Annotated in this window: 13 protein-coding genes and 1 pseudogene; 7 read left to right on the top strand and 7 right to left on the bottom strand. The window is 71.9% G+C overall.

The annotated features are described in order from the left end of the window. The first annotated feature begins 37 nt into the window (after positions 1 to 37). On the top strand, positions 38 to 637 hold the full coding sequence (locus tag QZL85_RS13115; RefSeq protein WP_295577455.1) for a hypothetical protein: 600 nt from the start codon (positions 38 to 40) through the stop codon (positions 635 to 637). Between the two features lie 8 nt (positions 638 to 645). Here QZL85_RS13115 and QZL85_RS13120 read toward each other — a convergent pair whose 3' ends face one another. Next, positions 646 to 927: a helix-turn-helix domain-containing protein gene (locus QZL85_RS13120; protein ID WP_295577458.1), complete on the bottom strand. Its 282-nt coding sequence runs from the start codon at positions 925 to 927 to the stop codon at positions 646 to 648. A gap of 98 nt (positions 928 to 1,025) precedes the next feature. Here QZL85_RS13120 and QZL85_RS13125 point away from each other — a divergent pair, with 98 nt between their 5' ends. The 3 genes from QZL85_RS13125 to QZL85_RS13135 are packed head-to-tail and all read left to right on the top strand — an operon-like array spanning position 1,026 to position 4,445. Next, on the top strand, positions 1,026 to 1,655 hold the full coding sequence (locus tag QZL85_RS13125) for an SAF domain-containing protein (RefSeq protein ID WP_295577461.1): 630 nt from the start codon (positions 1,026 to 1,028) through the stop codon (positions 1,653 to 1,655). Then, the gene (locus QZL85_RS13130) at positions 1,652 to 2,905 is read left to right on the top strand and encodes a hypothetical protein (RefSeq protein ID WP_295577464.1); all 1,254 of its coding nucleotides are present in this window, start codon (positions 1,652 to 1,654) and stop codon (positions 2,903 to 2,905) included. The genes QZL85_RS13125 and QZL85_RS13130 overlap by 4 nt, the downstream gene beginning before the upstream one ends. A 52-nt stretch (positions 2,906 to 2,957) precedes the next feature. Beyond that, complete coding sequence (locus QZL85_RS13135) at positions 2,958 to 4,445, top strand: sensor histidine kinase (RefSeq protein WP_295577467.1); 1,488 nt, start codon at positions 2,958 to 2,960, stop codon at positions 4,443 to 4,445. Between the two features lie 194 nt (positions 4,446 to 4,639). Here QZL85_RS13135 and QZL85_RS13140 read toward each other — a convergent pair whose 3' ends face one another. After that, positions 4,640 to 4,888, bottom strand: coding sequence for a WhiB family transcriptional regulator (locus QZL85_RS13140; protein ID WP_028496164.1), 249 nt, complete (start codon positions 4,886 to 4,888; stop codon positions 4,640 to 4,642). A 262-nt stretch (positions 4,889 to 5,150) separates the two neighbouring features. On the opposite strand from QZL85_RS13140, the gene QZL85_RS13145 reads away from it, so the two are divergent. After that, positions 5,151 to 5,540, top strand: a complete 390-nt coding sequence (locus QZL85_RS13145; protein WP_295577470.1) for a histidine kinase — start codon at positions 5,151 to 5,153, stop codon at positions 5,538 to 5,540. A 12-nt stretch (positions 5,541 to 5,552) separates the two neighbouring features. Here the strand turns inward: QZL85_RS13145 and bcp are convergent, their stop codons facing one another. The 3 genes from bcp to aroA are packed head-to-tail and all read right to left on the bottom strand — an operon-like array spanning position 5,553 to position 8,423. Then, positions 5,553 to 6,020, bottom strand: coding sequence for a thioredoxin-dependent thiol peroxidase (gene bcp, locus QZL85_RS13150; protein WP_295577473.1), 468 nt, complete (start codon positions 6,018 to 6,020; stop codon positions 5,553 to 5,555). Between the two features lie 17 nt (positions 6,021 to 6,037). Beyond that, entirely contained in the window at positions 6,038 to 7,075 is a 1,038-nt protein-coding gene (rsgA, locus tag QZL85_RS13155) for a ribosome small subunit-dependent GTPase A (RefSeq protein ID WP_295577476.1), read from the bottom strand. Positions 7,076 to 7,088: 13 nt separating this feature from the next. Then, positions 7,089 to 8,423 (bottom strand): 3-phosphoshikimate 1-carboxyvinyltransferase, encoded by a 1,335-nt coding sequence (gene aroA / locus QZL85_RS13160; RefSeq protein WP_295577479.1) that lies wholly within the window; start codon positions 8,421 to 8,423, stop codon positions 7,089 to 7,091. A gap of 48 nt (positions 8,424 to 8,471) precedes the next feature. Here aroA and QZL85_RS13165 point away from each other — a divergent pair, with 48 nt between their 5' ends. Both QZL85_RS13165 and QZL85_RS13170 read left to right on the top strand, forming a co-directional pair. Further along, entirely contained in the window at positions 8,472 to 9,128 is a 657-nt protein-coding gene (locus QZL85_RS13165; RefSeq protein WP_295577482.1) for a sigma-70 family RNA polymerase sigma factor, read from the top strand. Continuing rightward, positions 9,125 to 9,370, top strand: a complete 246-nt coding sequence (locus QZL85_RS13170; protein WP_295577484.1) for a zf-HC2 domain-containing protein — start codon at positions 9,125 to 9,127, stop codon at positions 9,368 to 9,370. The genes QZL85_RS13165 and QZL85_RS13170 overlap by 4 nt, the downstream gene beginning before the upstream one ends. 25 nt (positions 9,371 to 9,395) lie before the next feature. On the opposite strand, the pseudogene QZL85_RS13175 reads toward QZL85_RS13170, so the two are convergent. Then, positions 9,396 to 10,304, bottom strand: a pseudogene (locus QZL85_RS13175) (diacylglycerol kinase); the annotation flags it as partial. A 35-nt stretch (positions 10,305 to 10,339) separates the two neighbouring features. Continuing rightward, a complete protein-coding gene (locus QZL85_RS13180; protein ID WP_295577486.1) occupies positions 10,340 to 14,068 on the bottom strand; it encodes a multifunctional oxoglutarate decarboxylase/oxoglutarate dehydrogenase thiamine pyrophosphate-binding subunit/dihydrolipoyllysine-residue succinyltransferase subunit in 3,729 nt (1,242 codons plus the stop codon). Between the last annotated feature and the right edge of the window lie 123 nt (positions 14,069 to 14,191).

Consider the following 14,191-nt stretch of genomic DNA (forward strand, 5'->3'; position numbering starts at 1 on the left):
GTGCACGCCGCGCCCGAGGTGTCCTAGCCTCTGCCGCGTGCCATGGGAACGGTTCTTCGAGGACCTGGAAGACCAGCTCGACTCCGAGTGGGAGGCCGAGCGCGCCGCGCTGGACACCGAGGCCGAACGGCTCCGTCTCGCCCGGCTCACCCTGCGGCAGCGGCTCGTCGCGCTGACGGACGGCGGGCAGTCGCCGCCGCGGCTCGAACTCGCCGACGGCGACGCCGTCACGGGACGCCTGGCAGCGGTCGGCGCCGACTGGATCGCGCTCACGCCGGACACCCGCCGCGCGGGCGCCGTGCTGGTCCCCTTGGCCGCGGTCGTGGCCATCGGGATGCCCCACGCCGACGTCCTCCGCAGTGCGCGCGCGGATGTCGCGTCCACGCGCCTGGCCGAGCGGATGACGTTCGGCTTCGTGCTGCGCGACCTCGTCCGGCGGCGGACGCCTCTGACCGTCACGGTGCTCGGCGGCCGCACCCTCTCCGGCACGATCGACCGCGCGGGGGCGGACCACCTCGATCTCGCGCTGCACGACCGCGGCCAGCCGCGCCGCAGCGGGCTGGTGACCGGGCACCGCCTCATCCCGTTCTCCGCGGTCGTCGCGGTGCGGCTCGACGCCCCCGCGCCGCTGCCCTGAACCGCTGCTCAGTCCGGGCGGCGGACCGCCCCGCGGCCCCACAGCTCCGGGAAGCTCGCCGCGTTGGACTCCCGCCACAGCGCGATGCGCCGGGCCTCCTCGGCCTGGTCGTCGAGATAGTGCTCGACGCTGTCCGCCTCGATCCGCCACCGGGCGGGCGTCCCGACCTTCACCCCGCGCAGTCGGCCGTCCAGGACGAGCGCCACGACTTCGTCGACGCCGATCTGGAGCACCTCGGCGACCTGGGCCGGGGCGAGCATGCGCGCGGCGGACCGCGGTGTCTCGGGCATGAGGCCATTATGTTCCGGCCCCGCACCAACCCTCGTCGGCCGCGCCGGGCTGTGGATAACCGCCGCGGCGCCGCGTGCACCTGGTCCACCATGGGGCGATGACCGCTGTGGAGATGGCCCGCCCCCGTCCGCGCGCGTTCTGGTCCGACGCGCGCTTCCTGCTGGGGATCGCCCTCATCCTGGTCTCGATCGCGGGCGTCTGGCTCATCGTGTCGGCGGCGCGGCAAACCGTCCCCGTGTTCGCGGCGGCGCGGACCATCGTGCCGGGTGAAGAGGTGGCGGCATCCGACCTGCGGGTCGTGGAGGTCGCGCTCGGTCAGGTGGGGGACGCGTACACGTCGCCCGGGACACTGGACGGCGGCGTCGTGGCGACGCGGACCATCGAGGCCGGCGAGCTCGTGCCCCGGAGCGCCGTCGGCGATGCCGCACGCGCAGCCGTCACGACGGTGGCCCTGCGCAGCGCGGGAGACGTGCCGGCGGCGGTGGACACCGGGACGGTCGTGGAGGTCTGGGCGGCGCCGCAGCGGGAGCGCGGCGTATTCGACCCGCCGCGCATCCTCGTCCCTGCCGCGACGGTGGTCTCGGTATCGCGGGACGACTCCGTCATCGGCGGGACCGGCACCGCGCTGGAGGTCGTCATCGACCGCGCGGATGTCGCTGCGACGCTGGAGGCGGTCTCGGCGGGCTGGAGCATCTCGGTCGTCCCGGCGACGGGGCCGGGCCGATGAGGGTCGTCCTCGCCCTCGATGGGGCGCGCGCGTCGACCCTCGCGGAGGACCTGCGGCTCGAGGGCGCGGAGGTGCGCACCGTCGTCGCCGCGGGTGACCCGGCCGCCGCCGTCGCGGACGCGATGGCCGGGCCCGAGGCGGCGGAGCTGCTCGGAGAGCTCGCGCGGGCCGACCTCCTCATCGTGGCTGCCGGACGCGGCGCCCTGACGGCGGAGCTCGTCGGCGCGTGCGACCGCTTCGGCGTGCGGATCGCCCCGGTGTGCGCACGCGAGGCGGACCGGCGGCTCGCCGCCATGTTCGGCCTGCACCCGTACTCGGGCGATGCGGACGCCGTGGCGCTCCTGCGGCCTCCGGAGCGCCCGGAGACGGCGGTCGAGAGCGCGCCGGGCGGGCGCGTCCTCGCCGTCTGGGGGCCGGGCGGCGCACCGGGACGGACGACGCTGGCCATCGAACTCGCCTGCGAGCTCGTCCGCGACGGGCGCCGCGTCGGTCTTGTCGACGCCGACGCGCACGCGCCCTCACTCGCCCTCGCGACAGGGCTCGCCGACGAGGGGCCCGGCTTCGCCGCCGCCTGCCGGCAGGCGGAGCGCGGGACCCTGACCGTCGCCGAACTCGCCCGCATCGCCGCGCCGCTGGGTGATGTGGAGGTGCTCACGGGGCTGAACCGGCCGGGCAGGTGGCCCGAGCTCAGCCAGGCCAGGGTCGCCGCGGCGCTGGACGTGTGCCGAGCCTGGGTCGATGACACCGTCGTGGACGTCGCGGCCCCGCTGGAGCGCGACGAGGAGATCGTGAGCGACATCGACGGTCCCCGCCGCAACGCCGCGACCCTCGCGGCGCTCGCGTCCGCCGACGTCGTCGTCGCCGTCGTGGCCGCCGACCCCGTCGGGGTGTCGCGGTTCGTGCGCGACCATGCGCAGCTGCGCGCGGTGGTCGGAGCGACTCCCGTGCGCGTCGTCGTCAACAAGACGCGCGGCGGTCCGCTCGGCATCGACGCGCGGGGGCAGGTGCGGCGCACGCTCGAGCGATTCGCGGGCATCGAGGACGTGTGGTTCGTGCCCTGGGACGGCCGGGCCGTCGACGCGGCGCTGCTGTCCGCGCGGCCCGTCGCCCACGTGTCGCCCCGTTCGGCGCTCACCGGGGCCCTCCGGCGGTTCGTGGGCGAGGCCGTCGTGCCGCCGATCAGGAAGCCGGTCGAGCGCCGCGAGCGCGGACGCACCGGCCTCTCGGCGCGGCTGCTGCGCACCGCGTGAGGGGCGCCTCCTCGCGCGCGGCGCGCCGGCGTGCCCCCGTAGGCTAGGTGGGGTGTCGACGCTCAGCGATCTCGTGTATGCCCAGGGCCGTTCCACCGCGGCCGACGTCGAGTGGCTGCACCGCCTGGCCGGTGACGGGCAGCTTCTGGCCGACCTGGCGTTCGCCGACATCGTGATCTGGGTGCCGACCGCCGACGATTCGTTCATCGCGGTCGCGCACACCCGGCCCGGCGGAGCGGCGACGCTGTTCTACCGCGACATCGTCGGCGATCGCGTGCGCCCGCAGTGGCGGACGCAGGTGAAGGATGCCTTCACGCAGGTCCGCATCGTCGACTCCGCGTCGCCGGACTGGTTCGAGGAGACGCCCACCCGCGTCCGCGCCGTCCCGATCGTGCGCGAGCGGGGCACCGATGCCGCGCCGGCGACGGTCATCGGCGTGCTCACGCGGCACACGAACCTCGGTGAGACGCGCGCCCCCTCGCGACAGCAGATCACTTTCAACGACTGCGCCGACGACGTGTTCGGGATGATCGCGACCGCCGACTTCCCCGACCTGACCGCGCCGACCTCGCCGCGCCGCGGCGCGCCGCGCGCGTCGGACGGCCTCATCCGGGTCGACGTCGACGGTGTCACGACCTTCGCGAGCCCCAACGCGCTGTCCGCGTTCAACCGGCTCGGGTTCGAGGATGAGCTGGAGGGGGAGTCCCTCATCGAGGTCGCGACCACGATCCTCCCCGCCAAGCGTCAGTTCGACGAGTCGCTGCCGATCGTCATGACCGGTCGTGCGCCGTGGCGTGCCGACATCGAGGCGCGCGGCGTCACGGTGTCGCTGCGCACCGTCCCGCTCCGCGATCACGGCACCCGCATCGGCGCCATCGTGCTGTGCCGCGATGTGACCGAGATCCGGCACCAGGAGCAGGAGCTCATCACCAAGGACGCCACGATCCGCGAGATCCATCACCGCGTGAAGAACAACCTGCAGACCGTCGCCTCCCTCCTGCGGATCCAGGCGCGGCGGACGCACTCCGACGAGGCCCGCGACGCGCTCACGCAGGCGATGCGGCGGGTGTCGGCCATCGCTGTGGTCCACGACACCCTCTCCGAGGGTCTTGCGCAGAACGTCGAGTTCGACGACGTCTTCAACCGGGTCCTCAAGCTCGTCGCCGAGGTCGCGGCAGCGCCGAACACGCGTGCGCGGACGCATCGGACGGGGTCGTTCGGGACGCTGCCGAGCGAATACGCGACGCCCCTCGCGCTCGCGCTGACCGAGCTCGTCACCAACGCCGTCGAGCACGGGCTCGCCGACAAGGAGGGCGACGTCGAGATCATCGCCGAGCGGTCCGAGGACCGCCTCGAGGTCCGCGTGCGCGACAGCGGCGTCGGTCTGCCGGAGGGGCAGGTCGGCCGTGGCCTCGGCACGCAGATCGTGCGCACCCTCATCCAGGGTGAGCTCAGCGGCACGATCGACTGGCACACGATCATGGGCAGCGGAACCGAGGTCACCATCGACATCCCGCTGCGCTACATCTCGCAGGCCTAGTCGTCGCGCAGCCTACCGGTCACGCCACCGGTGGCTGCGTGCCGGCGGGGTCGCCGGTGCCGTGACGCGGTGGCGCAGTGTGTCACGCCACCGGTGGGTGCGTGCCGCCGGGGTCGCCGATGCCGTGACACGGCGGCGCTGGGTGTCACAGCACCTGCGGTGCGTGCTGGCGGAGAGCGGAGCCGGGGGCTCCGTCAGGAGGCGCGGCGGGCGCGGGCAGCGCGGCGCTTGAGTGCGCGGCGCTCGTCCTCGGACAGCCCACCCCAGACGCCCGAATCCTGACCGGACTCGAGGGCGTATTGCAGGCAGATCTCTGTGACGGTGCACCGTGCGCACACGGTCTTGGCCTTCTCGATCTGGTCGACGGCCGGGCCGGTGTTCCCCACGGGGAAGAAGAGCTCGGGGTCGACGGTCAGGCAGGCGGCTTTGTCGCGCCAATCCATAGTGGGGTGCTCCTTGGATGCGGGATTGAAGATGCGGGTGTGGGCTCGGACGCACGTGGACGTCGACTACCCTTGTGGGTGTGCGAGCTGACCGCTCGCCCCACTGCGCTGTGGGAGCACACGCTTCTTCCATCCTCCCACGGACGACAAGGTGAATCAAGGGTGAACGGCGCCTCAAACGGCGCGGTTTGCTGTGTATCGCCTCCATGCGAGGCCCATCTGCGCCGCGTCGCGGCGTCGAAGAACGAGGAGACCGCACCGGATGCCCATCACCGTCGTCGAGCGGACCGCCGCCGCGCTCTTGGCCGCAGAAGGCGTCGGGCTGCTCGTGCTCCTCGGCTGGCAGATCGTCGCGATCGTGACGGGTGACACCGACTCGGTCGCGAGCGCGGTGGCGCTGATCGTCCTCACGGCGCTCGGCGCCGCGGCCGTCCTGGGCTTCGCCGTCGCCACCTGGATCGGGCAGTCCTGGGGGCGCTCGGGCGGGATCGTCACGCAACTGCTGATCCTCGCCGTCGCGCTCGGCGCGGCCACCGGTGACTACGGGCATCCCGCGGTGGCGGTCGCGCTCGCGGTCCCGGCGGTCGTCATCGGGATCTGCCTCGTGGCGGCGGCGCGCGCCGCCGGAGGGCGTCGTCCCGCGGCCGAGTGAGTCGCTGGTGGGTCAGGTGAGGCCGAGAAGCGCCCGCACGCGGGCGACGTGTCCCGTCGCCTTCACGTTGTACAGCGCGTGCGCGATGCGGCCGTCGGCATCGACGACGAACGTCGAGCGGATGACGCCCTCGACGAGCGTGCCGTAGTTCATCTTCTCGCCCCACGCGCCGTACGCCTCGTGGACGGCGTGATCGGGGTCGCTCAGCAGGTCGTAGGTGAGACCGTCGCGCTCCCGGAACGCGCGGAGGGTGGCGGGGTCGTCGCGCGAGACACCGAGCACGGTGTACCCGGCCGCCTGCAGCGGTGCCAGGCTGTCACGGAAGTCGCACGCCTCGGTGGTGCACCCCGGCGTCATCGCGGCGGGGTAGAAGAACAGCACGACGCCTCCGCCGCGCAGGTCGGCGAGGGCCACGGGGCGCTCGTCCTGGTCGACGAGCGTGAAGTCGGGAGCGGGGGAGCCGGGCTCGAGTCGGGACATGCCCCCAGCCTAGATCGTCAGGCGAACGTCGCCAGCAGTCTCTGCAGGGAGTCCAGGCGCGCGGCTCCGCTCTCCCCGAGCCGACCCTCCTGCACGGCCTCCACGAGCGCGCAGTCCGGTGCATCCGGCAGGTGCGTGCAGCCGCGCGGGCACTCCTCCGCGACGATCGCGAGGTCGGTGAACGCCTTCAGGATGTTGGCCGGGTCGACGTGTCCGAGGCCGAAGGAGCGGACGCCCGGGGTGTCGATGACCCAGCCGCGGCCGCCCGCGCCGATGTAGCGGAGCGAGACGGTGGAGCTGGAGGTGTGCCGGCCGCGTCCCGTCACGGCGTTGACGTGGCCGGTCGCCCGCAGCGCGCTCGGCACGAGCGCGTTCACGAGCGTCGACTTGCCGACGCCGGAATGCCCGACGAACACGGTCGAATGTCCGATCAGGTGGGCGCCGACCACGTCGACCGGCATGTCGTCGCGGGCGCTCGTGAACACCTGCAGGGCATCGAGTCCCTCGAAGTTCGCGAGGAACGCGGACGGGTCGGCGAGGTCGGTCTTTGTCACGACGAGGAGGGGACGGATGCCGGCATCCAGCGCCGCGATGAGGTACCGATCCACGAGCCGCGGGCGCGGCTCCGGGTCGGCCGCGGCGACCACGATGAGCATCTGGTCGGCGTTGGCCACGACGATCCGCTCGACCTGATCGGTGTCGTCGGCGCTCCGGCGCAGGAGCGACGTGCGCTCCTCGATGCCGACGATCCGCGAGAGACTGCCCACGTCGCCGCTCGTGTCGCCGACGATCCGCGCACGGTCGCCCGTCACGATCGGCTGCTTGCGCAGCTCCCGCGCCCGCGTCGCGAGCGCCTGGTGCTCCTCGGGCCCGTCCTCGTCGACGAGGACGGTGTAGCGTCCGCGGTCCACGCCCAGCACGCGGGCGATCTTGGCGTCGGCGTGCGCGGGCCTCCGCTTGGATCGGGGACGGTTCGCCTTCGGGTTCGGGCGGACCCGGATATCCGACTCGTCGTACTCCGGTTCGTCGTCGTCGGTGTCGTCGAGCCAGCTCACGCGGCGCCTCTCGTCACGCCGGATCGCCCTCGAGCATCCGCTGCCAGAGCTGCGGGAACTCCGGCATGGTCTTCGCGGTGGTGCCGATGTCGTCGACCTCGACGCCCGGGACGCGCAGGCCGATCACGGCGCCCGCCGTGGCGATCCGGTGGTCGTGGTGGGCGCGCCACAGCCCGCCGCGGAGCGGGCGGGGAAGGATGCGGATGCCGTCGGGCAGCTCTTCGGCCTCGCCGCCGAGAGCGCGCAGATTCGACACCAAAGCCGCGATGCGATCGGTCTCGTGGCCGCGGATGTGCCCGATCCCGTGCAGGGTGGTCGGCGCGTCGGCGAAGGCGGCGAGCGCGAACAGGACGGGGGTCAGCTCGCTCGCGGCGCTGAGGTCCAGGTCGACGCCCGCGATGCGATCGGTGCCGGTCACCGTGAGCGCGCCGGCGCGGCGCGAGGTGCGGGCGCCCAGCACGGTGAGGATGTCGGAGAGGAGCGCGCCGGGCTGCGTGGAGTGCGCGGGCCAGCCGGGGACCGTCACGGACCCGCCGGTGACGACGGCGGCCGCGAGGAACGGCGCGGCGTTGGAGAGGTCCGGCTCGATCGCGATGTCCTTGCCGCGGAGAGCCCCAGCGGGGACGAGCCACTCGTGCGCGTTCGGCCGCTCGACGTGCACGCCGCGATGGGCGAGCGCCTCGACGGTCATGTCGATGTGCGGCGCGCTGGGCAGCCGGTCTCCGGAGTGGATGAGGTGCAGGCCGACGTCGAAGCGGGGCGCCGCCAGCAGGAGGCCCGAGACGAACTGGCTGGACGTGCTCGCATCGATCGTGACCTCGCCGCCGCGGATGTGCCCGCGTCCGCGCACCGTGAACGGCAGCGACCAGTTCCCGCCGTCGTCGATGTCGACGCCGATCTCGCGGAGCGCCTTGATCATCGTCCCCATCGGGCGGTGCAGGGCGTTCTCGTCGGCCGTCAGGGTGACATCGCCCCGCGACAGGCCCGCCAGCGGAGCGACGAACCGCATCACCGTGCCCGCCTGCCCGCAGTCGACGACCGTGTCGCCGGTCAGCGCGGCAGCCGGGTTGACCTCGAGGTCGGGACCGAATTCGCCCTCGCCGTCCACCGACTCGATCTGGACGCCGAGCGTCCGCAGCGCCGTGATCATGCGCGCCGAGTCGTCCGAATGCAGGGGCGACAGGAGGCGGCTGGGCGTCTCGGCGAGGGCCGCCAGGATCAGCTCGCGGTTGGTCAGCGACTTCGATCCCGGGACCGTGACGGTCGCGTGCACGCCTGCCACCGCCACCGGCGCGGACCAGAGTTCGCGGGTGGCGGGCGGCTGCGGGGAATACCCAGGGGCGGTCATCGGGTTCTACCCTAACGAACCCGTCCGTCCCTGAGCCTTTGGAGTGCAATGATCGCGACCGTCGACCCACTCTCCGAATGGGAGGAACTCGCCGACGTAGACTGGCTCCTGATGGAAGATCAGGCGGCCGTCGACCCGCGTACCCAGTTCGAAGAGCAGGCGCTCCCCTTCATGGACCAGCTGTACGCAGCGGCCATGCGGATGACGCGCAACCCGGCCGACGCCGCAGATCTCGTGCAGGAGACGTTCGTCAAGGCGTTCGCCGCCTGGGCCTCGTTCACGCAGGGGACGAACCTCAAGGCGTGGCTCTACCGCATCCTCACGAACACGTACATCAACACGTATCGAAAGAAGCAGCGGGAGCCGTACCAGGGGACGATCGACGACCTCGAGGACTGGCAGCTCGGCGGCGCGGAGTCGACCACGGCGACCAGTTCGCGGTCGGCCGAGGCCGAGGCGATCGACCGCATGCCGGCATCCATCGTCAAGGATGCCCTGCAGTCCATCCCGGAGGACTTCCGTCTGGCGGTGTACTTCGCCGACGTGGAGGGGTTCGCGTATCAGGAGATCGCGGACATCATGAAGACACCCATCGGCACCGTCATGAGCCGTCTGCATCGTGGCAGACGGATGCTGCGTGACCTGCTGGCCGACTATGCGAGAGAACGCGGCATCGACGTGCCCGCGACGAGGAGCGCGAAATGACCGACTGCGGCTGCGACAAGGCCCGGAAGGACCTCGAGGAATACCTCCGCAACGAAGTGTGCAAGACCGAGCATTCGGACATCACCGAGCATCTTGCGAACTGCCCGAGCTGCCAGGAGGAGGCGCTGGTCGCCCGAACCCTGACCGAAGTGGTCGCCCGGGCGTGCCGCGAGACGGCGCCCGAGACGCTGCGCGACCAGGTGCTCGCGCGACTGCGCTCCGAGCAGGCCGCGCACCACTGATCCCCGCGTGAACCGCCCGCGTCGTTCAGGCGGGCGCGAAGAGCGTGAGGGCGTGCGGCACGACCTCGACCCGCACGGGCAACGCGCCCATCGCGTCGCCGTCCGCATAGGCGGTGACGCCCGCCGAGGCCAGGCGCGCCGCGCGCACGCGGTACGTCGACACCTGGGGAGCGGATGTGTGCGTCCCGCGGTAGACCCGCGGGAGCAGGCGCAGCAGGAGGCGCAGCCGCCCCGCGGGCCGGATGAGCGTGACATCGAGGAGGCCGTCGGCGGGGTCGGCGTCCGGGCAGATGGGCACGCCGCCGCCGTAGGTGCGCCCGTTGCCGACCGTCGCGATCAGCAGGTCGCCGCCGATGTGCTGCGTGGTCCCGTCCGCCAGTTCGAGGTCGACGTCGTACGGCTCACCACGCAGTCGCACGAACTCGATCAGCAGGGCGATGCGGTAGCGCATCGCGCCGCGCGGCCACCGCATCCGGTTCGCCCGGTCGTTGACCTTCGAGTCGAAGCCGCTCGCGAGCACCGTGCCGTACAGCGTGCTGGTGCCGTCCGCGCGGACGATCCGGGCGAGGTCGATCGTGCGGGTGCGGCCGGCGATGACGGCGTCGGCGGCGCCGTCGGCGTCGAGATCGCGGAGCCCCACCGTCGTGGCGAGGTCGTTGCCTGTACCGGAGGGGACGATGCCGAGCGGGATGCCGGTGCCGGCCAGCTGCTGGATCGCCAGGTTCACGGTGCCGTCGCCCCCCGCGACCAGGACGGCGTCGACCCCCAGCTCGAGGGCCGCGGCCAGCAGCTCCGAGGATTCCCGCGCGCTCCCGCCCGAGACGAGCGCCGTCTGCACGCCGTGCGCGCGCAGCCGGTCGGCGGCGTGCTCGGCCGCGTGGGCGCCGGCATCCGCGCGCGCGGTGGGGTTGACCAGGAGAGCGACGTGCATGGCGTCCCGTCTGCGCGGCCGATGCCGCCGTCGCTGTCCTACAGGGAGAGGGCCTTGGCCATGATGGCGGCGTGCTCGACCGCGTGCACCTTGGGGGAGCCCGTCGCCGTGGAGGCCGCGGCGGCGCGGGAGACCCGGCGGATCGTCCGGCCGTGCAGGTGCTTGACGACCTCGAGCGCGATGAACGGCCACGCCCCCTGGTTCTCCGGCTCGTCCTGCACCCACACCAGCTCGGCCCCCGGGTAGGAGTCGAGGACGGCGTTGAGCTCGTCGATCGGCGCCGGGTAGTACTGCTCCAGGCGGACGAGGGCGATCTCCGGGTTGGGGTTCTTCTCGAGCTCGGACGCGAGGTCCCAATGGATCTTGCCGGCGTGCAGCAGCACGCGCTTGACCGCGCCGCGGTCGAGCGTCCGGCCGTCGTCGAGCACCGGCTGGAACCGGCCGGTCGCGAAGTCCTCGACGGGGCTCGTCGCACCGCGCAGGCGCAGCATCGCCTTGGGCGTGAACACGATGAGCGGGCGACGCGGGCGCGCGTAGGCCTGCCGGCGGAGCAGGTGGAAGTACGAGGCGGGGGTCGAGGGGCGCGCGACGGTCATGTTGTCCTGCGCGCACATCTGCAGGTAGCGCTCGATGCGCGCCGAGGAGTGGTCCGGTCCCTGACCCTCGTAGCCGTGCGGCAGCAGCAGCACGACGCTCGACTGCTGTCCCCACTTCTGGTCGGCGGCCGAGATGTACTCGTCGATGACCGACTGGGCGCCGTTGGCGAAGTCGCCGAACTGGGCCTCCCACAGCGTCAGGGTGTCGGCGCGCTCCACGGAGTAGCCGTACTCGAAGGCCATCGCGGCGTACTCGCTGAGCAGCGAGTCGTAGGCGTAGAACTTGCCCTGACCGTCGGCGAGGTTCGCGAGCGGCAGCCACTCCTGGCCGTTCGCGCGGTCGTGGATGACCGCATGGCGCTGCACGAACGTGCCGCGGCGGGAGTCCTGCCCGGCGAGGCGGACGTTCGTGCCCTCCATCAGGAGGGAGCCGAAGGCGAGCAGCTCGCCGAAGCCCCAGTCGATGCTGCCGTTGCGGCTCATGTCATGGCGCTTGTCCAGCAGCTGCTGGATCTTGTTGTGCACCGTGAAGCCCTCGGGCTTGTTGATGAACGCCTCGCCGACCTGGCGGACGACGTCGGCGGAGACGCCGGTCGTTTCGGGCTCGCCGGCGACGACCTCGATCGTCGTGGTGGGGGCGACGACGGGGGAGGAGCCGGTCTCGGCGGCGTGGGTCTGGGCGAACGCGATCTCCAGGCGGTCCTGGAAGTCGCGCTTGGCCTGCTCGTACTCCTCTTCCGTGATGTCGCCGCGACCGACGAGCGCCTCGGTGTACAGGCGCCGGACCGAGCGCTTCGCCTCGATGAGGTTCGTCATGAGCGGCTGGGTCATCGAGGGGTCGTCGCCCTCGTTGTGACCACGGCGGCGGTAGCACACGATGTCGATCACGACGTCGCGGTTGAACTCCTGGCGGTACCGGAACGCGATCTCCGCGACACGGACGACGGCCTCCGGGTCGTCGCCGTTCACGTGGAAGATCGGCGCCTGGATCGTCTTGGCGACGTCGGTGGCGTAGATCGACGTGCGGGCGTCCTGCGGCAGGGTCGTGAAGCCGACCTGGTTGTTGACGATGACGTGCACGGTGCCGCCGGTGCGGTACGCGCGCAGCTGCGACATCTGCAGCGTCTCGAACACGACGCCCTGGCCCGCGAAGGCCGCGTCGCCGTGCACGAGGATCGGCAGCCAGGAGAACGAGCCGATCGGCATCCGGTCCTGCTTGGCGCGGGTGATGCCCTCGAGCACGCCGTCGACCGTCTCCAGGTGGGAGGGGTTCGCGGCGAGGTACACCGGCAGCTCGTCGCCGTCGTCGGCGACGAAGGTGCCCTCGGTGCCGAGGTGGTACTTCACGTCACCCGACCCGCTCTTCGAGCCGATCGCGACGGAGCCCTCGAACTCGCGGAAGATCTGGCTGTAGGTCTTGCCGGCGATGTTGGTGAGGACGTTGAGGCGGCCGCGGTGGGCCATGCCGATCGCGACCCCGTCCAGCGTCGCGCCCGCGGCGCCCTGCAGGATCTCGTCGAGCAGGGGGATGAGCGACTCGCCGCCCTCGAGGCTGAAGCGCTTCTGGCCGACGTACTTGGTCTGCAGGAACGTCTCGAACGCCTCGGCCTGGTTGAGCTTGTCGAGGATCCGCAGCTGCTCGCCGTGACCGGGCTTCTGGTACTTGACCTCGACGTTGTCCTGGAACCACTTGCGCTGGCCCGGGTCCTGGATGTGCATGTACTCGAGGCCGATGGTGCGGCAGTACGAGTCGCGCAGCACGCCGAGGATGTCGCGGAGCTTCATCTGGCGCTTGCCGCCGAAGCCGTTCGTGACGAATTCGCGGTCCAGGTCCCAGAACGTCAGCCCGTGCGACTCGATCTCGAGGTCGGGGTGCGTGCGCTGCACGTACTCGAGCGGGTCGATGTCCGCCATGAGGTGGCCGCGGACGCGGAACGAGTTGATGAGCTCCTGCACGCGGGCGGTCTTGTCGACGCGCTCAGCCAGGTCGACGTTGATGTCGGTGCCCCAGTGGATGGGGGCGTAGGGGATCCGCAGCGCCGCGAAGATCGACTCATAAAACCCGCGCTGCCCGGTGAGCAGCTCGTGGACGATCTTGAGGAACTCGCCCGAGCCGGCACCCTGGATGACGCGGTGGTCGTAGGTGCTCGTGAGCGTGATGGTCTTGCCGATGCCGAGCTCGACGAGGGTCTTCTCGCTGGAGCCCTGGAACTCGGCCGGGTACTCGAGGGCGCCGGCGCCGACGATGCAGCCCTGACCCTTCATGAGGCGCGGCACGGAGTGCACGGTGCCGATGCCGCCCGGGTTGGTGAGGGAGATCGTGGTGCCCTGGAAGTCGGCGGCGGTGAGCTTGTTGCCACGGGCGCGGGTGACGAGGTCCTCGTAGGAGGCGAGGTACTCGCTGAAGGTGAGGGCCTCGGCGCGCTTGATGCTCGGCACCATGAGGGCGCGCGAGCCGTCCGGCTTGGGGAGGTCGATCGCGATGCCGAGGTTGATGTGCGCCGGCGCGACGACCGAGGGCTTGCCGTCGATCTCGGCGTAGGACACGTTCTGGCTCGGGAAGGCCTTCAGCGCCTGGATGAGCGCCCAGCCGATGAGGTGCGTGAAGCTGACCTTGCCGCCGCGGGTGCGGGCCATGTGGTTGTTGATGACGATGCGGTTGTCGATCATCAGCTTGGCCGGGACGGTGCGCACACTCGTGGCCGTGGGGACGGTGAGCGACTCGTCCATGTTGGCCGCGAGGGTCTTCGTCATGCCGCGGAGCGGCGTGACGACGTCCTCACCGGCCTCGGAGGGAGCCGCGGGCGCGGCCTTCGGCGCCTGCGCCGGGATCGGCTGCGGGGAGGCGGGGCGGGCGGTCGTGCGGGCGACGGGGGCGGATGCCGACGGGGTCGGCGCCGCTGCGGCGGTCGTGGGCGCGTCCTGCGCGGGTGCGGCTGCCGGTGCCGCTAGCGGTGCAGCTGCGGGTGCCGGTGCCGGTGTCGCTTCCGGTGCGGGCGCGGCGGCCTCAGCGGCGCCGTCGGGCTGGTAGGCCTCGAGGACCGGCCACCACTCCTTGTCGACCGAGTTCCGGTCCTTCGCGAATTGCTCGTACATCTCGGCGACGAGCCATTCATTGGCCCCGAATTCGCTTTCGCTCGAAGTTCCCACGCCGGTCGCCGGACTGGACACGGTTGCGCCTGCTTTCGTCAGTGAAGTTCAGTACGTGCGGGGCATCGGATCCGCCCACGCGCACACTCGACAAGGGTATCCCAGGTTTGCGCGCCGTACCCCGGCTCTCCGACCGCACGAAGG

Source organism: uncultured Microbacterium sp. (assembly GCF_900078385.1).
GTDB lineage: Bacteria > Actinomycetota > Actinomycetes > Actinomycetales > Microbacteriaceae > Microbacterium.